Annotated in this window: 27 protein-coding genes; 10 read left to right on the top strand and 17 right to left on the bottom strand. The window is 58.7% G+C overall.

All coding sequences use genetic code 11. From position 1 onward, the window contains the following. Positions 1-192 precede the first annotated feature (192 nt). From AB7F49_RS23465 to AB7F49_RS23455, 3 genes are read left to right on the top strand one after another with little or no spacing between them, the layout of a single operon-like run. Positions 193-1,227: a DNA cytosine methyltransferase gene (locus tag AB7F49_RS23465; protein ID WP_428526841.1), complete on the top strand. Its 1,035-nt coding sequence runs from the start codon at positions 193-195 to the stop codon at positions 1,225-1,227. Further along, the gene (locus AB7F49_RS23460; protein ID WP_428526839.1) at positions 1,211-1,681 is read left to right on the top strand and encodes a very short patch repair endonuclease; all 471 of its coding nucleotides are present in this window, start codon (positions 1,211-1,213) and stop codon (positions 1,679-1,681) included. Before AB7F49_RS23465 ends, AB7F49_RS23460 begins: the two co-directional genes overlap by 17 nt. Continuing rightward, positions 1,674-2,360, top strand: a complete 687-nt coding sequence (locus AB7F49_RS23455) for an HNH endonuclease (RefSeq protein WP_428526837.1) — start codon at positions 1,674-1,676, stop codon at positions 2,358-2,360. Before AB7F49_RS23460 ends, AB7F49_RS23455 begins: the two co-directional genes overlap by 8 nt. A 226-nt stretch (positions 2,361-2,586) precedes the next feature. Here AB7F49_RS23455 and AB7F49_RS23450 read toward each other — a convergent pair whose 3' ends face one another. The 7 genes from AB7F49_RS23450 to AB7F49_RS23420 form a co-directional block, all read right to left on the bottom strand. Continuing rightward, positions 2,587-2,850, bottom strand: a complete 264-nt coding sequence (locus tag AB7F49_RS23450) for a hypothetical protein (protein WP_428526835.1) — start codon at positions 2,848-2,850, stop codon at positions 2,587-2,589. 149 nt (positions 2,851-2,999) lie between these two features. Then, entirely contained in the window at positions 3,000-4,313 is a 1,314-nt protein-coding gene (locus AB7F49_RS23445; RefSeq protein ID WP_428526833.1) for a recombinase family protein, read from the bottom strand. Further along, positions 4,310-4,759: a DUF2924 domain-containing protein gene (locus AB7F49_RS23440; RefSeq protein ID WP_428526831.1), complete on the bottom strand. Its 450-nt coding sequence runs from the start codon at positions 4,757-4,759 to the stop codon at positions 4,310-4,312. Before AB7F49_RS23440 ends, AB7F49_RS23445 begins: the two co-directional genes overlap by 4 nt. Positions 4,760-4,936: 177 nt before the next feature. Beyond that, positions 4,937-6,997 carry an AAA family ATPase gene (locus tag AB7F49_RS23435; RefSeq protein WP_428526829.1) on the bottom strand — a complete coding sequence of 687 codons (2,061 nt, stop codon included), beginning with the start codon at positions 6,995-6,997 and terminating at the stop codon, positions 4,937-4,939. After that, positions 6,994-7,203, bottom strand: coding sequence for a helix-turn-helix transcriptional regulator (locus tag AB7F49_RS23430; RefSeq protein ID WP_428526827.1), 210 nt, complete (start codon positions 7,201-7,203; stop codon positions 6,994-6,996). Before AB7F49_RS23430 ends, AB7F49_RS23435 begins: the two co-directional genes overlap by 4 nt. A 101-nt stretch (positions 7,204-7,304) precedes the next feature. Beyond that, positions 7,305-8,270, bottom strand: a complete 966-nt coding sequence (locus AB7F49_RS23425; protein WP_428526825.1) for a hypothetical protein — start codon at positions 8,268-8,270, stop codon at positions 7,305-7,307. After that, the gene (locus AB7F49_RS23420) at positions 8,263-9,249 is read right to left on the bottom strand and encodes a hypothetical protein (protein WP_428526824.1); all 987 of its coding nucleotides are present in this window, start codon (positions 9,247-9,249) and stop codon (positions 8,263-8,265) included. Before AB7F49_RS23420 ends, AB7F49_RS23425 begins: the two co-directional genes overlap by 8 nt. 908 nt (positions 9,250-10,157) lie before the next feature. On the opposite strand from AB7F49_RS23420, the gene AB7F49_RS23415 reads away from it, so the two are divergent. The 6 genes from AB7F49_RS23415 (at position 10,158) to AB7F49_RS23390 (ending at position 13,611) form a co-directional block, all read left to right on the top strand. Then, positions 10,158-10,379, top strand: coding sequence for a DUF7220 family protein (locus AB7F49_RS23415; RefSeq protein ID WP_428526822.1), 222 nt, complete (start codon positions 10,158-10,160; stop codon positions 10,377-10,379). Beyond that, entirely contained in the window at positions 10,376-10,831 is a 456-nt protein-coding gene (locus AB7F49_RS23410; RefSeq protein ID WP_428526820.1) for a DUF5681 domain-containing protein, read from the top strand. Before AB7F49_RS23415 ends, AB7F49_RS23410 begins: the two co-directional genes overlap by 4 nt. Then, complete coding sequence (locus AB7F49_RS23405) at positions 10,818-12,095, top strand: site-specific DNA-methyltransferase (RefSeq protein WP_428526818.1); 1,278 nt, start codon at positions 10,818-10,820, stop codon at positions 12,093-12,095. Before AB7F49_RS23410 ends, AB7F49_RS23405 begins: the two co-directional genes overlap by 14 nt. Next, positions 12,092-12,541, top strand: coding sequence for a hypothetical protein (locus AB7F49_RS23400; RefSeq protein WP_428526816.1), 450 nt, complete (start codon positions 12,092-12,094; stop codon positions 12,539-12,541). Before AB7F49_RS23405 ends, AB7F49_RS23400 begins: the two co-directional genes overlap by 4 nt. Next, entirely contained in the window at positions 12,541-12,720 is a 180-nt protein-coding gene (locus AB7F49_RS23395) for a hypothetical protein (protein ID WP_428526814.1), read from the top strand. The genes AB7F49_RS23400 and AB7F49_RS23395 overlap by 1 nt, the downstream gene beginning before the upstream one ends. A gap of 267 nt (positions 12,721-12,987) precedes the next feature. After that, positions 12,988-13,611: a recombinase family protein gene (locus tag AB7F49_RS23390; protein ID WP_428526812.1), complete on the top strand. Its 624-nt coding sequence runs from the start codon at positions 12,988-12,990 to the stop codon at positions 13,609-13,611. Positions 13,612-13,767: 156 nt separating this feature from the next. On the opposite strand, the gene AB7F49_RS23385 is transcribed toward AB7F49_RS23390, so the two are convergent. The 6 genes from AB7F49_RS23385 to AB7F49_RS23360 all read right to left on the bottom strand — a co-directional run bounded on the left by AB7F49_RS23385 (position 13,768) and on the right by AB7F49_RS23360 (position 19,775). Next, a complete protein-coding gene (locus AB7F49_RS23385; protein WP_428526810.1) occupies positions 13,768-14,748 on the bottom strand; it encodes a Bug family tripartite tricarboxylate transporter substrate binding protein in 981 nt (326 codons plus the stop codon). A 59-nt stretch (positions 14,749-14,807) separates the two neighbouring features. Beyond that, the gene (locus AB7F49_RS23380) at positions 14,808-15,995 is read right to left on the bottom strand and encodes an FAD-dependent monooxygenase (protein WP_428526809.1); all 1,188 of its coding nucleotides are present in this window, start codon (positions 15,993-15,995) and stop codon (positions 14,808-14,810) included. A gap of 52 nt (positions 15,996-16,047) precedes the next feature. Continuing rightward, positions 16,048-16,971 carry a hypothetical protein gene (locus AB7F49_RS23375; protein ID WP_428526807.1) on the bottom strand — a complete coding sequence of 308 codons (924 nt, stop codon included), beginning with the start codon at positions 16,969-16,971 and terminating at the stop codon, positions 16,048-16,050. A gap of 32 nt (positions 16,972-17,003) precedes the next feature. Beyond that, complete coding sequence (locus AB7F49_RS23370; protein ID WP_428526805.1) at positions 17,004-17,729, bottom strand: HpcH/HpaI aldolase family protein; 726 nt, start codon at positions 17,727-17,729, stop codon at positions 17,004-17,006. 142 nt (positions 17,730-17,871) lie between these two features. Then, complete coding sequence (locus AB7F49_RS23365; protein ID WP_428526804.1) at positions 17,872-18,816, bottom strand: DUF6282 family protein; 945 nt, start codon at positions 18,814-18,816, stop codon at positions 17,872-17,874. 104 nt (positions 18,817-18,920) lie between these two features. Beyond that, positions 18,921-19,775, bottom strand: coding sequence for an alpha/beta fold hydrolase (locus AB7F49_RS23360; RefSeq protein WP_428526802.1), 855 nt, complete (start codon positions 19,773-19,775; stop codon positions 18,921-18,923). A gap of 375 nt (positions 19,776-20,150) precedes the next feature. Here AB7F49_RS23360 and AB7F49_RS23355 point away from each other — a divergent pair, with 375 nt between their 5' ends. Beyond that, positions 20,151-21,521 carry an FAD/NAD(P)-binding protein gene (locus tag AB7F49_RS23355; RefSeq protein ID WP_428526800.1) on the top strand — a complete coding sequence of 457 codons (1,371 nt, stop codon included), beginning with the start codon at positions 20,151-20,153 and terminating at the stop codon, positions 21,519-21,521. A 23-nt stretch (positions 21,522-21,544) separates the two neighbouring features. Here the strand turns inward: AB7F49_RS23355 and AB7F49_RS23350 are convergent, their stop codons facing one another. From AB7F49_RS23350 to AB7F49_RS23335, 4 genes are read right to left on the bottom strand one after another with little or no spacing between them, the layout of a single operon-like run. Further along, positions 21,545-23,053, bottom strand: coding sequence for a 4-hydroxyphenylacetate 3-hydroxylase family protein (locus AB7F49_RS23350; RefSeq protein WP_428526799.1), 1,509 nt, complete (start codon positions 23,051-23,053; stop codon positions 21,545-21,547). A 33-nt stretch (positions 23,054-23,086) separates the two neighbouring features. Continuing rightward, positions 23,087-24,091, bottom strand: a complete 1,005-nt coding sequence (locus AB7F49_RS23345) for an ABC transporter substrate-binding protein (RefSeq protein WP_428526797.1) — start codon at positions 24,089-24,091, stop codon at positions 23,087-23,089. A 38-nt stretch (positions 24,092-24,129) separates the two neighbouring features. Continuing rightward, positions 24,130-24,936: an ABC transporter permease gene (locus AB7F49_RS23340; RefSeq protein WP_428526795.1), complete on the bottom strand. Its 807-nt coding sequence runs from the start codon at positions 24,934-24,936 to the stop codon at positions 24,130-24,132. Then, positions 24,929-25,765 carry an ABC transporter ATP-binding protein gene (locus AB7F49_RS23335; RefSeq protein WP_428526793.1) on the bottom strand — a complete coding sequence of 279 codons (837 nt, stop codon included), beginning with the start codon at positions 25,763-25,765 and terminating at the stop codon, positions 24,929-24,931. Before AB7F49_RS23335 ends, AB7F49_RS23340 begins: the two co-directional genes overlap by 8 nt. Positions 25,766-25,877: the final 112 nt, after the last annotated feature.

Below are 25,877 nucleotides of genomic sequence, written 5' to 3'. Positions count from 1 at the left end.
ACGGGGAAAATCGGATTATCCAATCTTCCCGACTCGGTCCGAACGCGCTAAAATCGACACTATTTTCTGCAAGATCGGGCAAGGCGGCGAATTGTGAAGCGGGCGACTATAGTCAAGACCAAGCGAAAGGCATCAGGCGGCAAAAGACGATCTGCAAAAGGTCCATCCGCGCGGGCGAAGGTCGAACCAACCGTGATCGATTTGTTTTGTGGTGTCGGGGGCCTTTCGCATGGATTCGTCGCCGAAGGCTTCAAGGTCACCGCCGGTTTCGACCTCGACCCCTCCTGTCGGTACGCTTTCGAGGCGAACAATGATGCGAAGTTCCTCTGCGGCGACGTTTCGCGCCTGAAGAAGGAACAGCTATTGGAATTGTTCGGCGCGGGTCCGAAGATTCTCGTCGGCTGCGCTCCGTGTCAGCCGTTCTCGACTTACGCGCAAAAACATCCCAATTCCGATTGGAAGCTCCTTCGCGATTTCGGGCGGCTCATCGTCGATAGCGCTCCCGACATCGTTTCCATGGAAAATGTTCCGCGCCTGGTCGATTTCAAGAAGGGACGTATATTCGCAGGCTTTATCAAGATGCTCGAAGACGAGGACTATCATGTCTCTTGGTCTATCGCTTACGCGCCGGACTACGGGGTTCCACAACAACGCTCGCGGCTCGTGCTATTGGCATCCAAGTATGGTCCAATCGCCTTGGAAACTCCGACGGTGCCCGAGAAAAAGCATCGAACGGTTAGGGATGCTCTCTCATCCCTGCCGCGACTCGAAGCCGGAGGATCGAACAAGACCGACCCACTGCATCGATGCAGCAAACTGTCCGCTATCAATCTCCGCCGTATACGTGCCGCCAAGCCCGGTGGCACCTGGCGGGATTGGCGTAAGGATCTCGTCACGCCTTGTCATCGCGAAAAGTCCGGCAAGACTTATGTGTCGGTCTATGGGCGCATGACCTGGGATGATCCCGCACCGACGATTACGACGCAATTCTATGGTTTCGGCAATGGCCGCTTCGGGCATCCGGTTCAAGACAGAGCTCTCTCGCTTAGAGAGGGGGCGATACTTCAATCCTTTCCAAAGGACTACGAATTCGTACGCCGCGGCGATCCCATACACTTCAAGCAATTAGGGCGATTGATTGGAAACGCGGTCCCGGTCCTGTTAGGAAGGGCGATTGCGCGATCCATAAGATCACATCTCGAAGAGTATCATGAAGAAGCTGCGTAAGGGCGATGACATCGCTTATCCCGAGCCAACGGAACAACGCAGGCGGTTAATGTCGCGGGTCAAATCCCGCAACACCTCGCCGGAACTCAAGGTGCGCAAGCTCCTTCATGCGATGGGTTACAGATTTCGTTTGCACAAGTGCGACCTGCCTGGCACGCCGGACATCGTTTTTGGACCGCTGAAGAAGGCAATCTTCGTGCATGGCTGCTTTTGGCATCGGCACGATGGCTGTAGAAAGACCACTACTCCTACGACTCGAAGAGAGTTTTGGGTCTCGAAATTCCAAGCCAATGTCTTGCGTGATGAACGCAAGATGCATGAGCTGAAGGAGATCGGTTGGGATGTCATGGTCGTCTGGGAATGCGAGAGTGAAGCTCCGACGCTCGCCCGGCACTTGACTCGATTCCTGCGGCGCTCCGCTCGTAAACATCGTCGGAGAGTCGAACGTGGCTAGGAACGTATGGTCCCGTGATGCCTTGCTCGTAGCCCTGGACTTATATTTCAGGAGCGACAGGAAGCTTCCCAGCCCGGATGCGATCGAAGCGTTGTCCCAACTACTGCACCGCATTGGCGAGCCAAGGAATTTCAATGCAGTCTCAATGAAGCTCGGCAATTTCCAAGCGCTGGACCCAAGTTATACGGCGAGCGGGCGGGTCGGGCTTCCGAGGGGTGGAAAAGAAGACCGGGCCGTCTGGAATGAATATGCGGGAGAGCCGAACCAATTGAGGTCGCTGGCCGCTGCGATCACAGCATCGATCGATACCCTTCCTGCTACAGGCCAGAGTGAGGATTTTGATGGAGTAGAGGCGCCCGAGGGCCGCTTATTGACGAGGCTTCATGTCTATCGAGAGCGAGACAGATCCCTTCGTCGTAAGAAGATTCTCAGCATCGTCGGCAAAGGAAAATCATTGTCGTGCGAAGCGTGCGACTTCGATTTCGAGAAGCGATACGGACCGAGAGGCTCCGGCTTCATCGAAATCCATCACACTCTCCCCCTCCAAGCGCTGGTTGATGAGCGAATTACGAAGTTGAGCGAATTGGCGTTGGTATGCGCGAATTGTCACCGCATGATCCACGCCAAACGCCCCTGGCTTACCATCAATGAGCTTCGCGCTCATATTCAGCGCCACTAGCTCATTACTGGTTCAGCGGTAAGACGCTTAGTTTGGGTCCCGGACAGCACGAGGCTCCACCGCAGCGCGATGAAACGGCGGATGTTCCTCCACGGCCCGTGCCAGTGGAGCGGGAAAGCGGTCCATGAGCGACTATTCGACGCCTACCATGAAAGATGAATCCAACGCGACCAATCGCTGAGCGCGGGCTGACTGCCCTTTACTCCGAGCAAAAGGAAGCGCCCGTTCAAGATATGAGCCCGAGGGCCTTGGATTGCGCTGGCCAACCGACCGGAAACTGCCGCATCAGCCCGTCCAACTGCAATCTCACCGGTTGCCGCCCATCGACGATCGACTCAACGACCGCTGGCGCCAGCAACGTCAGGCGCAGTACGCGGCCGACATAGGTCTCGTTGATCTTTTCGGCAGAGGCGATCTCTCTGATGGTCGCATACTCTCCGCTCTCCAGCATGTCGCGCCAGCGGAACGCCCGGGCGATCGCCTTGACCATGGCATTGTCGACATGCCGCCTCACAGGCGCGGCGTTGATTTCAGCTCCGTCAGGCGCAAGCACGAGCTTTCGCCCGCCACGCCTACGAATTGAGATCGGAACCCTCACAGTCACGCTCCGACCGTCGCCGTTGGGAAGCTGCTCGCCCATTACGCCGCCCTCCGCGTTTCCGGTCTGACGGCACGAAGGTCGGCGACCAGATTTGTCAGCCCCTCGGTTCGCAACCGGATATCAGCCCCGTCCGGGCTGACATCGACGCGCTCCACGAGCAACTGGACAATGCGCGCCTGCTCGGCTGGGAATAGTTCGTCCCAGAGCGGATCGAGCCGCCGCAACGCATCGCGCACCTCGAATTCCGAGATATCGCCCAATGATTTTGCAGCGCGCCACGTGCCGACAATAATTTCCGGCATGCACAGGAGGCCGCGCAACTGGTCGACGACCGCGCTCTCGATCTCGGCCGCCGGGACCCGCCGCACCGGGCACGAATCTGCATCACGTTTGAGCACGTCGGTCGACACATAATAGCGATAGAGCTTGCCGCCCTTGCGGGTGTGTGCCGGCGTCATCGCCCTGCCGGTCGGCCCAAAGATCAGGCCTTTGAGCAGGGCCGGCGTCTGGGCCCGCGTATTTGCAGCGCGCTTCCGCGGGCTTTCGCGCAGGACGGTGTGCACGCGATCCCAAAGGATTCGATCTATGATGGCTTGGTGCTCGCCGGGATAGGCCACGCCCTTGTGCACGGCCTCACCGATATATACCCGGTTGTTGAACAGCTTGTAGACATAACCCTTGTCGACCAGCTTGCCCTGTTTGCCGCGGATGCCTTCGGCCCGGAGCTTTTTCACCAGCTCGGTTGCCGAGCCGATCTTGATGAACCGCTCGAAGATCATTCGGACTGTTGCCGCCTCGGCCTCATTGGCGACCAGCTTGCGGTCCTTGACGTCGTAGCCGAGCGGCACGAAGCCGCCCATCCACATGCCCTTTTTGCGAGACGCGGCAAACTTGTCGCGGATGCGCTCGCCGATGACCTCGCGCTCGAACTGGGCGAAGCTGAGCAAGATGTTGAGCGTCAGCCGCCCCATCGACGTCGTCGTATTGAACGACTGCGTCACGCTGACAAAAGTGACGTTATTGCGATCGAACACCTCGACAAGCTTGGCGAAATCCATCAACGCGCGGCTGAGGCGATCGATCTTGTAGACAACAATGACATCGACGCGCCGGTCCTCGATATCGGCGAGCAACCGCTTCAGCGCCGGCCGCTCCAGGGTCGCGCCCGAGATGCCGCCGTCATCATAGCGGTCAGGCACCAGCACCCAGCCCTCGGGCTTCTGGCTCGCGATATAGGCTTCGCAGGCCTCGCGTTGCGCATTGAGGGAATTGAATTCCTGCTCCAGGCCCTCCTCACTCGATTTGCGCGTGTAGACCGCGCAGCGGAGTTTGCGCACGATCGGCTTCTTCATCGCGGTGCTCGCTGGTTCTTGAGGCCGAAGAAAATGCGCCCGTTCCATTGCGTGCCCGTGATGGCGCGCGCGATGGCCGAGAGCGATTTGTAGGGGCGGCCCTGATACTCGTAGTCGTCGTCGCGCACAGTCACGCGGTGCTCAACGCCCTGATATTCGCGGATGAGACGGGTGCCGGCGATGGGGCGATCATGATCGGCGCGGCGCCGGCGCACATCCCCCTTGCCGCCGTCGAGTTCCTCGGCGAGCTCAAGTAGGCGTCGCACAGTCTCCGGCTTCAGGCCGCCATAGGCCAGTTCTTGGATCCGGTAGGCCAGACGATGCTCAAGGAAGCGCCTGTTATAGGGCGGCGGCTCGGACTCGAACAGATCGCGCCATTTCTGCTTCAGGGCGGCAATCGGCGCCGTTTTCAGGGCGGCGAGTTGCGCGAGGACGGTCTCGGTCATTGTGTCGACTCCAGGCATGGAGCCGTCACATCGCTCTGGTGTCCCGGGATGTGGAGCGAACTTTCTCCACAGTGCGCAGATAAAGCGCTGGACTGTCGGGCCTGAAGACGCATCAGCCCCGCCGCGAGGACCTCGGCGATTTCATCGAGGCGTTCGGGCGCGGTCATGAGGTCGGGGTTAAGGGCGTTCAACATTCGCCCCTCCCGACACAAACGCGCTCCCGGGAAGCGACCACCTGACCCGCGCTCCCGGTCCAAAGCCGATCCGCTGTCTTTCGACCCCCAGCGCAGCGGCAGCATCCCTGAACGGCTTGCAGGCACTCAGCCGCTTCTGGTCGGAGAGCAGCGCCGCTGCACGCGCCTCGGCCTCGATGTCCAGCACATCGACTGAACCCGCCGACAAAACGTCTTGCAGGAAGTCGATGGCTGCGTCTTTTGCGGTGGCCTTGTCGGCATCCGGCCGACTGGTGGCGAGCGCCTGATCCACGCTGATCGAGACCGGCGCCGACTCGTCCCAGACGACGTGCGAACCGATGACGTCATCTGCTATGAGTCTCTGCGCCAGCCTGAATGCCAGGCCGTCCTTGTTGCAGGCGATGTTGTTCTTGACCGGCAGCAGAAGACGGCGGGCGCCACTCTCGTCATCGGCGTCCGCGACGACCGCGAAGGCAGTCCGGGCGGCGGCAACGAAAGCGATCGATCCCATGAAGCGGTTAATCGCCTTCCCGTCCCCCTTGGAGAGATGCGTGATCGCCACGACGGCAACCCGCAGCCGCTCCGCCATATCGCCAAGAGGCTCCAAAATCGAGCGGACGTCCGTGTTCCTGTGGCTGTCGATCTTGCCGAGGTAGGACGAGACCGGATCGATGAGCACGAGACGGACGTCGCCGATCGAGGTGATTTCCCGTTCGAGCAAGGCAAGGTCCGCAAGCAGATTGAACGTCCGCCGGCCACCCTGCTGGGTTGACTGAACCGCGCGCACGATGCGGACCTTTGAAGCGTCGCCCCCGGCTGCGTCGAAGCGTGGCCTGACCGTGTCTGCGAGGCCGTCCTCGGCGGACAGGATCACCACGCTGCCAAGTGGCGCCCGACCGGTGCCGAGCGGCCAGATCCCGCCGGTCGTCACCGCGGCAGCAATCGCGATCGACACCTGGGATTTTCCGAGGCCTGGCTCGCCGCCGATCATCGTGATCTTGCCAATCGCAATCCGGTCCAGCCACAGCCACTCGATCTTCTCGGGCGCGACGTCGGACAGAGTGCAGGCGACAAGAGATGACGAGCCTGAGGATGCGGGCTGGCCTTCGGCTTCCGAAGGCAGACTCCAGAGCGGCGTTCCTGCGATACGCCCCTCAAGGAGCTCCGCGGAATTGTCCCTCAGAAAGTCCGAGACGTCGCCGCCTTTCGGCAGTTCCGGAAAGTCCACGACCTTGATCGATCGCGCGAGGCCGGCAGCAAGCGCCGCCTTTTTGCGGGCATGTTCGAGGCCGCCGGCATCGTTGTCCGAAAGGACGACTATATCGCGATCCCGCAGATAAGGCTCGATGCCGGGAGGAAGGCCGTCACCGGTGCCGCCGAAGGTGAAAGCCGGGAACGAGTGCCGGCCGAGGGTGTCGCAGTCTTTCTCCCCTTCCGGCCAGTAGACGACATCGCTCGTCACTTCCGGATCGAAAGGATTCACCGCGCCGACATAGGGGCAAGGCGTATAGCCAGCCGGCTTGCCCGATTGCCATCCATCCCCCCGACCGTCACTCACGCGATACCAGTTCACATACCCGTCCGGCCGCTTGACCTTGATACGGACAAGCTTGCCTTCGCGCCGATAGACATGGCGGCGGATCTCGTCCGCGGAACTGCGCGGGCCTTCGTCACCGCCCAGGAAAAACGCTGGTCTGCGACCTTCGGTGGCCGGGGATCGTTGCGGCAGACCGGTCGGAGCCACGCCTGGGTTCGCTTCCGGAACGCCAGCCTGACATATAGGCGGAGCCGACCGGGGATTGGCATGTCCTGCCCGCACGCCGCTCTTGACGGTCGAATAGAATTCCTTGCCACGCAGTCCCACGATTTTGGCGGCGGGCCTGAGATGATGAATGATCTGTCCCTCTCGCATCCCGAGGCTTGCCAGTGATATCGACGCGCGGAACAGGCTGTTGTTACGTTCGCCGGGCTGTGCGCTCGACAGGCGTCCAATCTCCCCGTCGATCGCTGCCTGCAGATAAGCTTGTGAGTGGCCGTTGATCATTTCGCGGCCTCCCCGTCGACAGGAGTCGATGGCTGCTGGCGATGCGTCTGTTCAAACGCTTCGACTGCCGAGAGTTCGTAGGCGACCCGCCCGCCGATCTTGAGGAAGGCTGGGCCTTTGCGCTTCCACCTCCACCGTTCCAGGGTGCGCTGGCTGATGGTCCAGCGTTTTGCCAATTCGTATTGGTTCAGGTGTTTCGTGGACATGCGCAGAAGCTCCTTCTGAATCGCTTTGTTGCGATCCAGATTGCTCCGCTGCGCAGGGTGAGATCGGGGGGTGTGGCGGGGGCGAAACGGGGTGAGTAGCGTCAACCGCCGTCCGGACCGCCCGATCGTTCACGATCCAGACAAAATCCGCACATTCCGTTCTGCTCGGCCAGCAGCTTGCTCCATGCTGGGCTGTTCTTGAAAATATCCCGGATGCGCGTTTGCGGGGGGTAGTCGAGCTCGGCCACGATTTGCGCGGACGAGACCAGCAGGCGACCATTCTGGTATTCTTTGAACAAGTACCGAATGATCTCCCGCTGTTTCACGCCACGCTCAAACCGGAATGTCTCCCCGAAGAACTTCACCAGCTTTCCGTCGGCAATAACCTGAAGGTCGCCTTCCCCGGCTAATGGTCGCTGGCTCAACCGGGCCGCGATCCTGTTCGGATCAATCAGCAGGTCTTTCTCGAAATCGACCACATCCCAGAGCGATACGACCTCGCAAGACCTGGGAAATGCCGGTACGAGTTCGGCCTGGGTGGTCGTGAGCAGGACCATACGCTCGGCATTGCCTTGCCGCCGCACCGCTGATTCCACTGCATTGCACACCGAGGCATTGTGCATGCGCCGTGCAAACATCACGGGATTTCGCCTGGGGCGCCGTCCGAAACGAGCCGAGCCGAGATTCCACAGCCCACCCGTGGGTTCCGACATGGATGTCGCCATGCCGGACAGCCTGAACTTCCCCGTCACGACCGACAGAAACCGCGTGAGATCAACGGCAAAGCTTGCAATGTCGGATTCCGGCACCGGCGCCCAACCCTCAGCCTCGCTGAAATACCCATAGCTCGAAGAATCCGGACACCACACGAACTCCCGAGGCCGGTCGTCGTCATCGGCGCCCGCAGTCATATGTCCAGACGGCTTGATCAGTTGCGCTGACGCCAGTTCCGCAATTTCGCGATTGAACTGTCGCGCCGCAATGCCGGCGATCGACGCCTTGGGCGTTTCCAGCACGTCCAGCAGAAGCATGATCGCGCCGCGCCCCGGGGTGCGCCGGTCAGGCATGGCACAACAGATTCCAGCGCTTCAGATATTTCTCGCCGATCATCATTTCCTTCGAAGTCCTGCCCTTCAGGTCGCATCCATGCGGCATCTTGACGGTCAACGGCAGCGTCTTTCCGCGGCACGCGTCGGCCTCGGGATGAAAGCGGATCACGAGCTTCGCCTGCGTCACGGCGTACCCGATCATGAGCGGATTCTTCTTGCCGAACTGGACATTCGCCATCGACCAGATTTCGCCAGGTTCCTTCGAGGCGCATTCCAGCGTGATGCGCTGGTCGGGACTGTCGAACGGCTGAAGGCGGAGCATGGTCACGCGCACCCACTCGATGCCATCGCGAGGATCCGTAGGAAATGTGCAAGGGCGCAGCAATGGATCGAGGTTGAACTCCCGGAGCGGCAACGGCTGCTGGTCACTCTCGCCCAGCAGATCGCGGACAAAGCATTGAAGCAGGTTCTCCCGGCTGTCGCGATTTTCGGCGACAACCTCGACCACGCCCCCCCGCGCTTCATAAGTCACAGCCGCTTCATAAACCGGGCGGCGTGATCGCCAGTCGAGGTTGCCGTTGATGAATTCAGGGTAATCCTGAGCAGGGCCTTCGCGATAGATCGTGACCTGTATGATCGAATAGACCTTCCCGTCGAAGCTCTTGCGCCGCCTTTCGAAAACATCGACGTGAATGTTTTCGGACTTCAACTCCTGGAGAACAGCCGCCTTGAATGCCTGGAGCGAGGACAAATCGGTCCGGACTGACAGACCCGATTTAGTGAGCACGCCGGTCCAGTTCCGGCCGCGCCGGTGTTCGTCGGTATACCGTGCTTCTTCGGCGCGACGGAACGCCTCGAACTCATTTTCGAAGAGCCAGTAGGCGCGGCTGTAGGCGTTTTCCAGCCGCTCCAGCACGGAGCAGTGCTTGCACACCGACAACAGCGCTATCTGACCGGCCTCGTCCGCCATCGAAGCAATGCGCTCGTAATCCCGCATGACGCGGGACTGCGGACCCTGCCCCGCGGCTTCAATGCAAGCCTTGATCCTCAATGTCGTTTGCCTGACCTTCCCTGACCAGTCCAGGTTTTCAGGAAGGCTGACCCCGCACCTCTTCATAAATGCACGTGCCATCTCCTGGGGGATGCGCCGCAAGAAAGTCTCAACTGAAACCATCCGTGCCTCCGTAATCGAATCTGACCCTGCACCGATCTTAACTGCTTCGACGCGCGCAAATCGCGCTGCCGGAATTGCACGCACTATTCACAGGGCAGATGACACAACGCGATCGGCATAGAAGCCCAACGTCGGCTCCAGGGCATCTCTCGGATCGAGGGCGCCTATGATGATCAAGGGCGCCTATGATCGCCACAAGCCATCGTCGGCGACGCCCATGCATGGGTCGTCATGGGTTCCTGGCTTCGCAGAAACACACGGAACTGCACGGAAACAAACGGTACGGCACAGACGAGACGGTGTTGCGGGTCACACGCCGGTGCCGGTATCGATGTCATAGGTGCCCTGCTCCGCCATATGCGCCCTTCCCTGATGAGAGGGCATCTATGGCGTTCGAGGGCGCCTATGGACTGCGAACGTTTTCCCTACACAAGATTTTGGCTTGCCGGCTCGGCGCAATTGTTCGCAGCGGTACGTAGTGATTCGAAAGGGGCTCTGCGCGGCGCAGATGGTATGATCGTTTAAGGTGAAGGTCAGAGACGATGCTGACTGCGCTGCGGACGAACGGTGATTGACCCGAGCAACAAGCACATGTTGGCCGGCTACAAGCGCCCGCCGGGGCGTACGCGCTTCAAGCCAGGTCAAAGCGGCAACGCTTCAGGCCGGCCGGCCCGATGCAGGTTGTTAATCCATGTACTTGAGCGACCGCACGCGGACGAGGCGAAAGAACGATGCAACAATCCCACACCATGTCGCTCATCGAAGCCGTTGCAAATGTTTCTACTGGCTTTGTCTTGGCCGTGCTGACGCAAATAGCTTTGTTTCCCTGGTTCGATGTGCGTCTGTCTCTTTCGGAGAATATGTTCGTGGGCGGAATCTTCACGCTGATATCAGTCATGCGGAGCTATACGCTGAGAAGACTATTCGAAACGATCCATGGACCTAGGCCATGACAGTCACACGCGAAAGTGCGACCCGGCCCGCGTCGCGGGATAAATATGCGGTCGGCTACAAGCGCCCGCCGGAGCACTCGCGATTCAAGCCAGGCCAGAGCGGCAACCCGTCCGGCCGGCGCAAGGGCAGCCAGAACCTCAAGACCATTTTCGAGAAGATCCTCAAGGAAGAGGTCTCGCTGCGCGAAGGCAACGAGGTCAGGAAGGTCACCAAGGCCGAGGCCCTCATGCGGGGCTTGGTCGTCGGGGCACTGAAGGGAGACCAGCGCAATGTCGGCACGCTCCTGCGTATCGCCGAGCAGGCTGGGCATTTTACTGAGCCGGGACAGGAGATTGGTCGGATTGAAAGGGTCATCGTGAGCTGGAAAGGGCCCGAATACGACGGCGACCCCAGGGCGCTCCCTGCTATCAGCCAAATCAGCAGGGACGACGAAGACGATGGCGAAGCGTAAGTCTCCAGCAAACGTCACTGCCTGGCCGGCGGACAAAGTTGAACGCAGGCCCATCGACGCACTGGTCCCCTACGCGCGCAACGCCCGAACCCATAGCGAGGCGCAGGTCGATCAGATCGCGGCCTCGATCCGGGAATGGGGCTGGACCAGCCCGGTGCTGATCACTGAAGAGAACACGATCATCGCCGGGCATGGGCGTGTCCGCGCGGCCCGCAAACTGGGCCTGAGCGATGTGCCGGTGATGGTCGCAACCGGCTGGAGCAAGGCGCAGATCCAGGCCTATGCGCTGGCCGACAATAAGCTGGCCCTCAACGCCGGATGGGACGAAGCGCTTCTGGCATTGGAAATCGAAGAGCTGCAGGGCGCTGGCTTTGAAATCGAATTGATCGGCTTCGACGACGCGGAAATCGCGTCCATCTGCGCGCCCGTCGTCACTGGGCTGACGGATCCGGATGAGGTGCCCGAGCCGCCGGCAAACCCGGTCGCTCGTGCCGGCGATCTCTGGATTCTGGGACGGCATCGATTGCTGTGCGGCGACAGCACCCGGGCCGCGGATGTCAAAAAGGTCCTCGGCGGAGTGCAGCCGCACCTGATGGTCACCGATCCGCCCTATGGCGTCGAATACGATCCGGGATGGCGGGCGACCGCCGGCGTGAAGCAGAACAAGGAAAAGCTCGGCAAGGTCGCCAACGACAATCGCGCAGACTGGCGGGAGGCCTGGGCCCTCTTTCCCGGTTCGGTCGCCTATGTCTGGCATGCCGGCCGATATGCCAGCACGGTGCAGGACTCGCTTTCAGCCGTCGGCTTTGATGTCCGCTCGCAGATTATCTGGGCGAAGGATCGCTTTGCGCTGAGCCGTGGCCACTATCACTGGCAGCACGAGCCCTGCTGGTACGCTGTGCGCAATGGCCCCGCCAGCTGGACCGGCGACCGCAAGCAATCGACGCTGTGGCAAATCCCCGCCCGTGAAGGTCCGGGTTTCGAGCACGGCACGCAGAAGCCGGTCGAATGCATGAAGCGGCCGATCGAGAACAATTCCTCGCCCGGTCATGCCATTTATGAGCCGTTCAGCGGTTCCGGCACGACCATCATCGCTGCAGAAATGACAGGACGTTCCTGCCACGCCATCGAACTGATGGGGCAATATGTCGACGTCGCGATCGAGCGGTGGCAGAGCTTCACCGGTGAGACGGCCCGACTGGATGACGGCCGGAGCTTCCCGGAAGTATCGGCAGAGCGACTGGGCGAAGAGAAGAAGTCTTGAGCCGGCGCGCCCACGATCCCGATCCAGGGCAACGACGGCAGGTCGAGGCGATGGCAGCCTACGGCATTCCGGCCGACGACATCGCCCGGGTGGTCGGCATCGACGCCAAGACGCTTCGGAAACACTATCGGGAGGAGTTGGACCTCGGCTCCGTCAAGGCGAACGCGCAGGTCGCGGGCTTTCTGTTCAACAGCGCCCGCAATGGCAACGTCACCGCGCAGATATTTTGGCTGAAGACCCGCGCCCGCTGGAAGGAAACGCCGAGCGAGCATTTGCACCAGGCGGCCATTGCGCACTGCGATGTCCGGGAGTTGACCACCGACACGCTCAACCGGATCCTACAGGGGGTGGCGGTCGACTGGTCCGATCCGGGGATTTACGTTCACTCGGCCCGTCCTCGACGAGGCCCCCCGGCTTTGCCTCATCGCCGGACGGAGGAGCGCTAGTGCGAACGTCGGCTGAGCGGCCCGCCTACGTTCTGCGCATCAGCAACCCGCCGACCAGGCGCGAGCAACTCCAGATCGCGGTGGCCATCGCTCAGCGCGCCGCCCTGGTGCTCGTGCCGCACCGCTGCGAGACCATGGAAGAGTGGCTCGCCCGCTACCCGCCAGAACAGCCTCGCTGAAGGACTCGCAATCGGCCACAGCACGCCACACGCGCGATATTTTGCAGCGGCGGCCACTTCACCGCGTAAATCCCCAACTGACTCGCGTACGGCCGCCTGAAGCCATTTACTTTTGACTACGCGCGGCTTCGCTGCTGCAACACGAAATCAGCAATGAAATTGCTCTGAATTCGACTTCATACAAACCGCAAACGGTGGTTTGCTGTTTGTATGGACAGGGCGATTGCCTACTTGCGAGTCTCGACACAACGGCAGCAGCGCTCTGGATTGGGGATCGAAGCCCAGCGCACGGCCATCGCCCGGTTCGCTGAAACGGAAGGCATTTCCCTGATCGGCGAATACATCGAGGCAGAAACCGGCAAAGGTGCCGATGCGCTCGACCGGCGGCCTCAACTCGCCGCTGCCCTAGCTGCTGCGAAGTCGGCGAAATGCTGCGTGGTAGTCTCAAAGCTGGACCGTCTCTCGCGCGACGTCGCCTTTGTGGCGGGTCTCATGGCGCAGAAAGTGCCGTTCATCGTGGCCGAGCTGGGTCGAGACGCGGATCCGTTTATGCTCCACCTGTACGCCGCGCTGGCCGAAAAGGAGCGGCGGCTGATTTCCGAACGCACCAAGGCGGCTTTGGCCGCCAAACGCGCTGCCGGTGTCAAACTTGGCAATTCGACGAACGCCGCTGAGGCGGCAGTAAGAGGCAGGCAGGTCCAGGTCGCGTCAGCGGAACAGTTTGTGCGCGAAATGCTTCCCCTCCTTGGAGCCATTCGGGCAGCCGGCGTCACGACAATTGGCGCCACGACACGGGCGCTCAATCAGCGGGGCATTCGCTCACCGCGCGGCGGTCAGTGGCATGTTTCCTCGGTAACAAATCTACTCGCCCGTGCGCACCGGACCGCCTGAGGCACGTATCCGTTTATAGGCGGGAAATTCGCGCCGATAGTTCTCTCGGCCCGAGATTGAAACCGAGCTGTTGGCTAGGACCATTATGGCGAAGGCGACCCGGGATTCGAACCGCCATTCACATGACTTTGGCACGCCCGACGAACTGAAAGGACGTTAGCGCGACTTCAGGTTTGTCTCCTGAACGAGCTTCGTCCAGCGTGCGTGTTCTCGTTTCACAAGGGTCTTGAACTCGTCCGAAGCGAGCGGATCGGCCTTGATGCCGAGTTTCCCGAGGATTTCCAGCACGTCTTTTTCCAGCAAGATACTGGCAATCTCGCGGTAGACGCGATCGGTTATGGACTGAGAAGTCCCGGCGGGAGCCAAGAGTGCATACCACACGCCAACATCGAAGCCGGGCGCACCCGACTCGGCCAGTGGTTTCAAATCAGCAAGCTCCGGCAGACGCTGCGGAGCAGCTACCGCCAACGGGACGAGTTGCTTCGATTTGATCGGTCCCAGCGCGACGTTAACGGGCATCAACATAACGTCGACATCGCCACGCGTCACAGCGAGATTGGCGGCAGCAGCGTTAGCGAACGGAATGTGGAACAGGTTGACTTTAAACGCCTGGTTAAACAGTTCCATTCCCAAATGCTGCGGCGATCCCGGTCCGACGGAAGCATAGTTAAGCTTCCCGGGATTCGCTTTGGCTCTTGCAATCAGATCTTCGACTGAATTCACCTGAATGGAAGGATTCGCAACCAGCACCATGCCGTTGCGGCCCACGAGACCTATCGGAGAGAAATCGGAGATCGGATCATAAGCTCCCGGATTGAAGGCCGCATTCGTCGCAAAGGTATTGACAACCATGACAAGTGTATAGCCGTCAGGCTGCGATCGTGCCGCGGCGAGAATCCCGATATTTCCACTTGCGCCAGGACGGTTTTCCACCACAACCGGCTGCCCCATCCGATCACTCAACTTAGATCCGATGGTACGCGTCAATATGTCGACGCCCGCTCCGGCGCTATAGGGAACGATGACACGAATTGGTTGACTGGGATAACGATCGTTCGCCTGCGCATTGAGATCGGCGGCTCCGCATGACAGCAGCATCGTGCCAAGTGCCGCACTTAATAGAACTCGACGTTGCATTGGTTCCTCTCCTTCGCGATTTTTTCGGCGTCGAAAAAGCCTCTCGCACCGGCATCCACCTATGCGGCAGTGATCAGGGGAACGGTGACCGGGTTATAGCGAAACAGACCGCGTTCTTCAGCGTTCACGCCCGGGTTGGCCCCTCTCTCGGTAACCCCCTGTAGTTCATCGGCCTGCTGGCGTGAAGCGAGCTGCGCGCCGTTAGCCCGATCCTTTCGGGCGTTCTCATACATATGGAATGCCTCCTCATAGCTGTTTGCCGCTGCAAAGGCCCGGCCCAGCACCATGCCGTCTTCGATGGCAAGACAGGCCCCCTGGCCAAGAAACGGCGTCATCGGATGGGCGGCGTCGCCGAGCATCGTGACACGCCCCTTGGTGTATTGCTGCAGAGGCTCTCGATCGCGCAGGCCCCACTTGAACAGCGTCGCGGACGAGACGGCGCCGATCAGATCCAGCGCATCTGAATGAAAGTCGCTGTGCGTTTTGACAAATTCATCCACCGTGGCCGGGATCGCCCAGCCTTCGGCTTGCCAGGCAGGCTCACGTGCAACGCTGATAACATTCATCAGCGTGCGATGGCGCAAGGGATAATGAAGCAGCGCGCGATTGCGGCCGACGAACATGGAAAACGGCATCTTTTCGATACTCGTCGGCAGATCGCGCATCGGTATGAGCGCGCGAAAAGCGACCTGCCCCGTATAGTTCACGGCTTCGTCGCCGAAAACGCTGGCTCTTACCCTTGACGCACAGCCGTCGCACCCAACGAGAATGTCGCTGGAGTAGCTCTTACCGTTTGTGAACGTCGCAACAACTCGGTCTGGCTCCTGTGTCAATGACCGGAAGCAGTGATCGAGAACGACGCAGTCCGGATCGTTCTTTAATATTGCATCCACCAAGGCCGCGTGCAGGTCGGCCCGGTGCACTTGGTAATAATCCGCTCCGAACCTCTCAACGTAGTCGGCCCCGTTCGCTCGAAGCTTGAGACGCTCGCCGGTCTGGAAGTGACGGATCCAATAGGGCTCCGTTGGGCCGGCCTCGCTTGCAACTCTCTCGCCAGTGCCGAGAAAGTTCAGTGCGTGCATCGCATTGGGCGTAATGGTAACGCCCGCACCGATTTCCTTGAGTTCGCGCGCCTGCTCGAAAATCGACACGCGATATCCAAAATGCTGAAGCGCAAGCGCGGCGGTCAGTCCACCGATACCGCCTCCGACAATCGCGATCCTGGAAACATTCATCTTGGGAACCACGCTGTTTCAGCCGACGCGAGCGGGAAGCAATCGCTCTCCGCGACACGCCTGTTCAACGAGACCCGCCAAACTCGGCTCCGCTCGGCATTGGGTATTCGTCCGCATTTCTGACAAGACCTGCCTGGCGAGAAAAGTCGATCCTTGGCGGCGCGAAGATATCGATAAGCCACGTCGTTCCGTCCCCGACGTCCTGCGTCGTATGAACCAGCTTCGCTGGGATCACCAGGATCGACGGGCTGTCGAAGGCTACATGCTCGTCTTCGCGCCAAAGAGCCATATTCGGCGTCCAGGCCACCCGTAGATGGTGAATGAACGACCCTTCAAGCGTCAGCGACGCTTGTTCAAAATCGTCATGTGAGTGTGGACTCATCTTGCTCGGGTCGCGGCGGACATCCTTGCGATCGAACACGTTGATCATGAGATTGGTCGACCTAAAGATACGGCCGAAGAACTTCGGATCGGAATAATCGGGTAAATAGTAGTTACGGAGCCGATACCCTCCCTCCGGTTTCGGCCAGTCAATAATCGGAGCGACCTCTGGCGCGCCATCGGCATAGTTCGCTGCGTTACTCGCGCTTGCACTAAGGTCTCGGGCGCGATTTGAAAAAATTCGCACGACCCGGCCGGCGCTTTTCGCACGAACAGAACTCTTGCCGGGCGGGACGATCGTCAACGAGTCACCATGCGCATCGATGGCTTCCTTGTCGGCGCTGATTGCGGCATCGGTTTCCGGGGGGAGCAGCACCATGTATTCGTCGGCATTGTCGGCTCTTTCCAGTTCTGCGCCGCACTCTACATCTGACACGGAAATTACGAAGTTGGCTCCTCGTATTAGCCATGTGCGAGCGCCATTGCCTTCGTCAAGTTGAGGCGCCTCGTTGTAAAGACGACCATAACTGGCTTGACGAACTGCTCGCTCTACCTCATTGCCGTGCCCATGCACCAAAGGATGGAATAAAACAGCGGTCTCTGCCATTTGCATTCTCCCGTATTTTCGCGATCGGCTCCCTATGCCGCCGCCCACTTGGATCTAAACTCGTCCAGTGCTGACGTCGCGGCTCTCCGCATAAACGTCTGATCGGATGCCACGACGAATGCGGACACGCCGAGTTCTGTGAGCAAGGCACTCTCCGCCGCGTTCGCTACCATTGCGCAAATACGCATTGAAGCTTCGCGTGCTGCTCGACAGATCCTCTCAACCGCCTTACAGACTGCCGGCGCATCAAGCGCATCTGCGCCCATGGCAACCGCCAGATCCGCCCGGCCGAGAAAGAAAGCGTCGATACCTTGGACCCGGGCAATGGCGTCAATAACCTCCACCGCCTCGGGGTCCTCGATCATGGCAATGACTGCGGTTTGCTCGTCGCTCCGCTGGATATGCATGGGTAAGGGCAATCCACCGTATCTGCCCGCCCTCGGCGAATTGGAAAAGCCCCGCCGTCCGCCGCGATAGCGCGCCGCAATAACGGCTTGCTGGGCCTTTTCGACGCTATTGACGTGCGGAACCAGAACGCCAATTGCGCCATCATCAAGTGCCGACAGGATGTTCGCTGCGTCCGGGCGAGCAACACGAACGATGCCGGCGGTCGCGGCGGCGCGAGCACCGAGCAGAGCCATGTCGATGGCGACTCGGTCAAACGGGGCATGCTCCTCATCTATGACGACGAAGTCGAACCCGATGTCACCCATAATTTCCGATGTGTGCGATGTTGGAGTCTTGATAAAGGTGCCCAAAAGTCGCTCGCCGCTTCCGAGCCGCTTCCGAAATGCTGTTGGATCGTGGCGCGCTAAATACATTTGGATGGATAGATGCAGTGCTGTATTTTTTTCGACGAGGATGTAGCTTCCGATCGGCGGACAAGGAAAGGCGCCGGGGTCATGCGGCGGCCTCTTGTTGTGGCAGATCGGACTCGATACCAATCGCGCGCGCCGCGTTAGTCGACACCATTTTTCGTATCTCCTCATCGCGATAGCCGAGGTCAATACACATCTTGACTCCGCGCCGAAAGCCTTCAAGCGGACTCAGAGTGCCTGTCTGACCGAGGTCGGAACATAGAATGGTCTTGTCGATACCGGCCGCCTCAATATGGTGGCGCAAGTCGTCGGCCTCACGGGTTTTGAACTTTGACCCTTCGATGAACATGCAGAGTGAGTGCTCGACGTAGGCGCCCATCGCGGCAATTCCTTTAACGTCATTCAAACTTGCATCAACAATATCCTCAGGATGCGTTAAGACGAGGCGCTCAACGCCGCGTTTTTTTGCTTCTTCGAAGACAAGCCAAGTCTCGCTTACATGCAGATGGCCGCTCGCCAGCACCATGTCGCTCTTGGCGATAATGTCCAAAACTTCTTTCACCTCATCGCGCACCTGTTTGCCGTTGTCGACGACAGGAATTCCGACGGCAGGCCTCATTTTTTGGGTCGATGCCGGATGCACCCAATTCGATGTTTTTTCCCAGCGCAGATGATTTTCGGCCGCCAAGGTTGGCATCCAAACAACCTTGCCGCCCATTGCCGCCGTGTGCTCGACCGCAAAAGCGTTAAACCCGCCTACAACGTTGTTCAGAACAATACTGGAATAGATCTTTGTAGTAAGTTCTGGAAATTGCTTGGAAATAAGATGGGCGGTGGCTACGCCACTGTAATCATGATCTTTTGTGACAACCGCGGCGAAACCGGCGACCGTCGCCTGCTTGACTAAATCGAGATGATCGAGGCCCCGCGGCGCAATTGACGGACCGCTATGAACATGCGGATCAATTGCGCCTTTCAGGAGCCGGTCTATCCTCGCATCTATCGAGACGTCTCGCGGGACAGCCATTGAAGGAACACTCCATTGTTCGCGAGAATGAAACGTAGTTTTATTATTGTAGGTACGATGGCGGCACGGGTCAATCGTCTTCCGCGCTAACCGTCGTGCCAGCCTCAGAGCGACGTGTCGTCGAGAAACTTGGTTACGACCTGAGCCAACCCTGTGGGATTGTCGCCCGGCAAATTGTGACTACCCGCGATTTCGACCCCAACAAATCTCGGGTTCAGCTTTTTTGCCTTTTCAAGCGTCTGCGGTTCGAACATGTCGCTCTCGGTCGCCCGGACCACCAATGTAGGAATCGTAATTTTCGCCATCATCGGCCAAAGAAAGTCTGGCACGGGCGCAGACTTCCCTGTCTCTAGCGCCTTCCTGAACATGTCGCGATAGTGGAGGTCGCGCTTCATCACGTACCCATGTTCAGTCTTTCTCAGGAAACTTTCCCAGCGCCTCCTGATGCGCGATTCAAGGGGGACATCTTGATGGCCGTGATAGGCCATCGCGTCCTCAACCGATTTGAAGAAATCGGGCTGCCGGCCGATGCGCTCTGCCACGTGCCGGCGGCCGGCCGGCGCAAGGTCCGGTGCAAAGTCCACGCTGATATAGGCTCCGGCACGCTCAGGCTGCCAGGTTGCACACGCCAGCATGACACGGCCCCCAAAGGAGTGCCCCATGAGCACCGCTCTGCTCCACCCAAGCGCGTCGAGTACAGCGACCACATCCGCACTCTGACTCTCAAGCTTATAGTCGTGCTGTACACTCCACGTTGATTCCCCGAAACCGCGCATATCCATGGCCGCCACTTCGCGGTCGCACGCAATCAGCCGCGCTGCATCGATCCAATCATATGAGGTGTAGGAGAGGCCATGCACGATGAGCACCGGCATTCGGCCGGGCCGACCGAACTTGCGGTAGAAGATTTCCACATCGCCTGAGGCCACGTGGTCTGACGTTTCTTTCAGTTCCGACATAATTTCGTTCCGCATGTTTGCATTTCGGCTGAGCAAATAGCCGACGATGAGTTGATGCCGGCGATCCATTCCGGCACTAGGTGATAGTCCCGAGCGCGTGTCGCACTGCGAATTTCTGCGAGCGACAAAGCGACCCTCGCGTGACCATATTTGCTCTAATGACGTTTTTGCGAGCGTCGGCGAAAGTCGTCAGCTCGGTGAAATACATGACTTACCTAGACTTCCAGATTAGTCGTTTTGTCTGATAAAACACTGTTTTAATTCTGGCAAAGGAATCGGCGCCGGTCAAGATTGCGCGATTTCGCTGAGTTCTGTTTAAGCTTTCTTCCGCGCACGCAACAGCCGCCATTGCAGTAACTTTCACTAGGTGATTTCATGGCACGGGTCGCGATTATCGGAGGTGGCTTCAGCGGAGCTATCACCGCATACTGGTTGATGCAGACGGCACCTGCCAGCACCAGCGTCACGATCTTCGATCAAAGTCACGATCTCGGCCGAGGCGTCGCTTATGCGAACGGCCCTGATCATCTCCTACTCAACGTCCCCGCTAATTATCTCAGCCCCTTTTCGAACGACGTCGAGCACTTTCTTCGTTGGTTGATGCTCCACAAGGTAGACGCAGTTGATCGGTATCGCGAAGCTGACGGTGCTCTCTTTGTGCCGCGCGCGTGGTTCGGATCTTATGTACTTGACCTATTAGATCGCGCCAACCGTGGGCGTTCAGGTGCGGTCGCACTTTTTCACGACCGCAATTTCGTCTCCGCCCTCGATTCCGGGCGCGCGGGGGTAACAGCGATATCCAATGGACGGGTGCATACCTTCGACGCCGTCGTGCTGGCGATTGGAACGGCACCGCCCAGACCCCTGCTACAAAACAAAAATGCTGCGCCAGTCAAAGTCATCCAATCCGCTTGGGAGCTTAGCGGCCTATCTGCGATGCCCCTCAATGCGGATGTCGTCATCGTCGGCTCTGGATTGACGATGGCCGACGCCGTCGCTGACCTCTTTGAACGTGGTCACACCGGCTCGATCGTCGTTGTGTCTCGACACGGTCTTATGCCACACCCTGCCAAAGGTTTGCTCGCAGATTACGCCGCTCCGCAGGAGATGATTGCAGGCTCAGCGCAAGCGCTCATGCGACAGGTTCGTGACTGGGCAGAAACGTCGGTCGATAGGCCTGCCGCGGATTGGCGGCATGTGATCGATCACATCCGCCGGAACGCTCCGACCTTCTGGCGAGCAATGCCCCCACATGAGCAGGCTCGTTTCCGACGTCATGTTCGACGATATTGGGACATCCATCGCTATCCGATGCCGCCTGCGACTTATCGCATCATTCAATCACTTCTCGGAACTGGGCGGCTTTCCCACGTCAAAGCGAGAGCCCATGAAACGACTGAACACGGCCTGCGCGTTTCTCATGGGGATCGTGAATGGACAATTCCAGCTGACGTCATTATCAACGCAACTGGCCCGGATCCAACCTATGCAACAAGTCCTGCCGGCGGCCTTCAGCCGCTATTGCTGAACGTGGGATTGGATCCCCTCGACGCCGCCAGGCGCGGGATCGACATTGATGACGACGGCCAAATCGTTGCCTTGCCAGCGGAACTTACTGGAAAGATTTGGTGTGTTGGCTATTTGGCCCGCGGCAATCATGGCGAACTAAGCACTGTAAACGCAATCGGGGAGATTACACGGCGTATGGCAGGTACGATCTCCGCCTACCTCGCTACTATATCCTGAGGCGCCTAAAAGTTCACCGCGGGTCAAGTCGTCGGGCAGGATGCGAGGTTATGAGTGTCCCTCCCTTGCTCGCTCATTGCCTTCGCCTCAGTAAGAACGCGATCAACGCGCTGGAGCAGCCCATCCTTGGGATAGACTTGATAGTGCATCGCACGCAGCCGAACAGGATCACCGGCGTAATAGCGTTCATACTGCACCAGTCGTTGCCCGAACGCCTCTCCGCAGAGATCCCAGGCAAGCTTAAACAAGCGGACTTTGTCCTCCGACGAGACACCGGGTCGGCCCCGATAATATCGAGCAAGGTCGGCTGCCAGATCAGGATGCGCAAAATCATTCTGTGTCGGCAGTTGCAGTAGTCCGCCCGCGCCGAACACCTGAATTTGTTCGATGATGCGCGGGTAGGTCTCGGACAGCACCCCGCGAATCGTCTGCAACGTCTGGGGTTCCGGACGCACTTCTCCCGAGGGCATCGTGACAAAATTGCGTTCCGCGCAATCAAGCAGAGACTTGACGATTTCTATGTTCTGAACGGCTTCGCCAAGAGAGTTCTGGATGTGCAAGAATGAATCCGCGCCGATTGCGTTGGCTACTTTGATCGCAACACCGACAGCCAGCGAAAGCTTTATGAGACCGCGCACTGCAGTCTGATGCGAGGGATGCTGCCAAAGTCCGGTTTTGGGATAGAGGCCGTTCGCAGCCGCCACATCTCCATACAGGAACACTCTCTCGCGCGGAATGAGGACGTCATGAAAGATTACAACGGCGTCCATTTCCTCGAACCGGCTCGCGAGCGGATGGTCCCAAACCGGCCTGCCTCCGTCCTGCATCGCCTCGCGGCAGATAATGCGGAGTCCGGGAGAAGATATTGGAATAGCAAAGGCAAGTGCGTAGCGGTCATCTCCCTGTTGCAATCCCGGAAACGGATAAACGAAAAGCTCTTCGGTTACCGGCGCCAACGTCGCGAGAAGCTTTGCTCCACGCACAACGAGACCGGCACCAGTCTCCTTGACCACACCAAGGTTCAGGAACGGATCCTCCTGCTGATGCGATGGTTTGCCTCGATCGCCCTGCGGCCCGATAAGCGCATGCGTTAGGAACAGGTCGTTGTCCCGAACATATCGATAGTAGTTGATGAGATTCTCCGCACCCTCCGGGCTGTATTGCCGGAAATAGCCTTCGTTGGCACACATCGAAGTCAGCGAGATATTGAGAAAATCCGGACTGCGACCCATTAGGCCGAAAGTTGCCTCCGCCCAAGCTTCGAATAGCCGTCTATGAGCCATAAGGTCGTCTTGAGAACGAGGTATCAGAAACGCGTTAGACACCCGTTCGCCCGTGTCGGGAGACCGATGAGTGATCCGATCTTGAAGAGCCGGATCAAACTGCATGTCATACAGTCGGGCGATTTCGTGAATCGGACCGCGGAAAACAGGTTCGGCCATCACATCAGCAATGCGGCGTCCGTTGAGCCAGATGTCCGCATCGAGTTCTCTCATCGATTGAATGTATTGTGCGCCTGACCTAATACCCATTTTTCCGCTCCGATTTCTTGTTTCTGCCGCGCCTCACTGCGACAAATCCCTCAGGAATGAATTGGGGCTGTAGTCCTTCGGTATCAACGAGGCTGCCTTCATCAGGTCCGAAAAATTCTTGTAACTTGCAGCGTCGTGCTTGCAGTTTTCGTTGAACGGAATGCTTCCGATTGCCTGCTTGCTGAGCGCCAGCGGAAACCGCAGGCTGTCAGTCACTAGCTCGACTGCCTTTTGAGGATCCGCCTGGATGAACTTAATTGACTTCTTGATTGCGCGGTCAAACCCCGCAATAAGTTTCGGATTCTTCTCTACGAACGATTGAGCAAAAATGTAGGTGTCGATGGGAAAGCCTCCGCTCGGGACAAATGAATTGAGGTCACTCAGCAACGCGTTGTTGGAATCGTTAAGGAGAGCTTGAAGGAACGGCTGGAACGGCATCACCGCGTCAACGCGTTTCAACTTGAGCGAGCCCTCCATTACAGAAAAAGGCACCTCAACGATCCTCACGTCGGATGGCTTCAATCCGAGCGACGGCAGCACCTCTGCACGTAACCGGATGTCCTCGATCGAACCGAGCGTGTGCACGCCGATTGTCTTGTCCTTGAGATCCGCAAGCGTCTTAATGCCACTATCCTTGCGCACTACGATACCATGCAGGACGTGTTTTTTGTCCATGATTATGAAAGTGCAAACATTTGCGATCTTGGCACCGCGGGCGGTCGCAATCATGAACGGCACCGACCCCGACTCGGCCGCATCGAGCGATCCTGACATCACTGCCTGCGATGCAGGCGCGCCACCCTCGATCTTCGTCAGCTGAATCTCGATGCCTTCCTCGTGAAAATAGCCATTCTTTATACCGATATAGATTGGAGTCGCAGTCAGCAGCGGGATGACGCTCAGCCGGATCGGAGTAAGTTTCTTGTCCGATTGCGCATGAGCGGCGCCGGCGTTCCATATTCCGAAAATTCCCGCCACAAGCGCAGGCGCAAGCAACAACTGCGTGATACTACGTATCGAGTTGATCATCTTGTGCATCCCGTCCCTCCTCCAGAGAAGTATGAATTGGTTTCCTGTTACATGCGGTGAGCTACGATCCGTCTCTCAACGAGAACAAGCAGCTTGTTAAGAAGAAAGCCGAGTATCGACAACAGAACGATTCCGCCGAACATGAGTCCGGAACGGAATGTGCGCTCGGCATCCAGTATCATGTAACCGAGACCGCTGGACGCGGCGACCATCTCTGCCGCAACAACGACTACGAACGCCAGACCCGCCGATATTCGTAAGCCGACAATGATCTTTGGCAGCGCGGCGGGAAGCATGATCTTTGTGAAATAGCGGTATCCACTGATGTCCATAGTCCTGGCGGCCCGCTGCAAAAGTTGAGGGATCTCCTCCACGCCCAGAACCACATTGAGGATGAGGGGCCAGAAGCAGGCATAAGCGATAATCGCAATTTTTGATGCGTTATCGATACCGAGCCAAAGAATTGAGACCGGGATGAGCGCGATCGGCGGGACCGGCCGCAATAGCTCTAGCAAACCATTGAGATATACGCGCAAATTTGCGCTATAGCCGAGCGCAAGACCCAACGGAATGGCGAGGGCAGCTGCAATCAAGTAACCGCATGCAATGCGCCATAGGCTTGCGCCAATATTGACCCACAACTCTCCGGTCAAAGCGACCTCCCAGAGGGCGGTCAACATGGAGCTTGGCGCCGGCAAAAACAGCGGATCGACTAGACCAAAGCGAACACACGCCTCCCACGCTACCAACAATCCGCTCGGCAACACTGCTGATCGAAGATCAATTGCGCCTGCGAACGTAGCCAGCCCGCCGTAGCGGAGCGACACTATCTTCTCGTCGAGACTTTCAGACACGGGCGTCCTCTCCGCCGCTACCGCCCGCATCGAGGTCGCGCATCAATTGATGCAGTTCCCGCCGCAACGCGGCAACTTTGTCGCTCAGACGCCAGTCAAAGGTGCGAGGGTAACCCTCATCGAGTTTAACTTCGTGTACGATCCGGCCTGGCCGCGCGCACATCACGATCACTCGTTGCGATGCGAAAAGCGCTTCCTCGATTGAGTGAGTGACGAAAATGATCGAGAACCTACGCGCGCTGTAAAGCCGCGTTACCAAATCTTGCATTTGTTCCCGGGTAATGGCATCGAGCGCCGCGAACGGTTCGTCCATCAGCATGACCGGAGCGTTCATGGCAAGGAGGCGCGCGAGCATCACGCGCTGTTTCATGCCGCCGGATAGATGTGAGGGATAGATATTCTGAAATTGGCTAAGTCCGACCGCCTCAAGGGCTCTTTCTGCCTGTGCATCAACTTGTGCCCGGCCCAAGCCGCGGTTTTCCAACGCGATCGTCACGTTGCGCTTGGTATCGCGCCACGGGAATAGAGCCGGTTCCTGGAAATTTACGGCAACGCGTCGGTCCGAGGTACTGCGCTGCAACCCATCGAAAGTTATTGTACCACTGGTCGGCTGATCAAGTCCGGCGACCAGGCCAAGTAAGGTCGACTTGCCGCATCCGGAAGGCCCTAACAGAGAAACGAATTCGCCGGCTTCAATTCGGATATTGGCACCGCAAACGGCCCGAATCATCTGCCGAGCGGTTTTGTGAACCTTGGAAACATCACGCAATTCGATGACCGGAGCCCGCCCTACTTTCGCAACCATGCGTCCGGAAACCTCCACATTCATCACCGCTTTCCTCAACTGTTTTGTTGGGCAAAACCCTGTTTTATTTTCTTAAAGGGTGTCAGAAGGGAGCGGGTGCGTCAAGCATCGAGTCTGGATTGCGGCTGTCCGCGGA

It is taken from the genome of Pseudorhodoplanes sp. (assembly GCF_050250235.1).
Classification (GTDB): Bacteria; Pseudomonadota; Alphaproteobacteria; order Rhizobiales; family Xanthobacteraceae; genus Pseudorhodoplanes.
The sequence above is the reverse complement of the archived record's forward strand: the minus strand, read 5'-3'. Positions and strand labels throughout refer to the sequence as shown.

Bases quoted from the DNA above. Each gene is read 5' to 3' on its own strand.
- AB7F49_RS23375 (WP_428526807.1), bottom strand. From the start codon at position 16,971: ATGGCAGAGACCGCTGTTTTATTCCATCCTTTGGTGCATGGGCACGGC.
- AB7F49_RS23445 (WP_428526833.1), bottom strand. From the start codon at position 4,313: ATGAAGAAGCCGATCGTGCGCAAACTCCGCTGCGCGGTCTACACGCGC.
- AB7F49_RS23360 (WP_428526802.1), bottom strand. From the start codon at position 19,775: ATGTCGGAACTGAAAGAAACGTCAGACCACGTGGCCTCAGGCGATGTG.
- AB7F49_RS23405 (WP_428526818.1), top strand. From the start codon at position 10,818: ATGGCGAAGCGTAAGTCTCCAGCAAACGTCACTGCCTGGCCGGCGGAC.
- AB7F49_RS23425 (WP_428526825.1), bottom strand. From the start codon at position 8,270: ATGCCTGACCGGCGCACCCCGGGGCGCGGCGCGATCATGCTTCTGCTG.
- AB7F49_RS23450 (WP_428526835.1), bottom strand. From the start codon at position 2,850: ATGGTCAAGGCGATCGCCCGGGCGTTCCGCTGGCGCGACATGCTGGAG.
- AB7F49_RS23410 (WP_428526820.1), top strand. From the start codon at position 10,376: ATGACAGTCACACGCGAAAGTGCGACCCGGCCCGCGTCGCGGGATAAA.
- AB7F49_RS23355 (WP_428526800.1), top strand. From the start codon at position 20,151: ATGGCACGGGTCGCGATTATCGGAGGTGGCTTCAGCGGAGCTATCACC.
- AB7F49_RS23415 (WP_428526822.1), top strand. From the start codon at position 10,158: ATGCAACAATCCCACACCATGTCGCTCATCGAAGCCGTTGCAAATGTT.
- AB7F49_RS23460 (WP_428526839.1), top strand. From the start codon at position 1,211: ATGAAGAAGCTGCGTAAGGGCGATGACATCGCTTATCCCGAGCCAACG.
- AB7F49_RS23435 (WP_428526829.1), bottom strand. From the start codon at position 6,997: ATGATCAACGGCCACTCACAAGCTTATCTGCAGGCAGCGATCGACGGG.
- AB7F49_RS23420 (WP_428526824.1), bottom strand. From the start codon at position 9,249: ATGCGGGATTACGAGCGCATTGCTTCGATGGCGGACGAGGCCGGTCAG.
- AB7F49_RS23365 (WP_428526804.1), bottom strand. From the start codon at position 18,816: ATGGCTGTCCCGCGAGACGTCTCGATAGATGCGAGGATAGACCGGCTC.
- AB7F49_RS23440 (WP_428526831.1), bottom strand. From the start codon at position 4,759: ATGACCGAGACCGTCCTCGCGCAACTCGCCGCCCTGAAAACGGCGCCG.
- AB7F49_RS23350 (WP_428526799.1), bottom strand. From the start codon at position 23,053: ATGGGTATTAGGTCAGGCGCACAATACATTCAATCGATGAGAGAACTC.
- AB7F49_RS23345 (WP_428526797.1), bottom strand. From the start codon at position 24,091: ATGCACAAGATGATCAACTCGATACGTAGTATCACGCAGTTGTTGCTT.
- AB7F49_RS23430 (WP_428526827.1), bottom strand. From the start codon at position 7,203: ATGTCCACGAAACACCTGAACCAATACGAATTGGCAAAACGCTGGACC.
- AB7F49_RS23385 (WP_428526810.1), bottom strand. From the start codon at position 14,748: ATGCAACGTCGAGTTCTATTAAGTGCGGCACTTGGCACGATGCTGCTG.
- AB7F49_RS23335 (WP_428526793.1), bottom strand. From the start codon at position 25,765: ATGAATGTGGAGGTTTCCGGACGCATGGTTGCGAAAGTAGGGCGGGCT.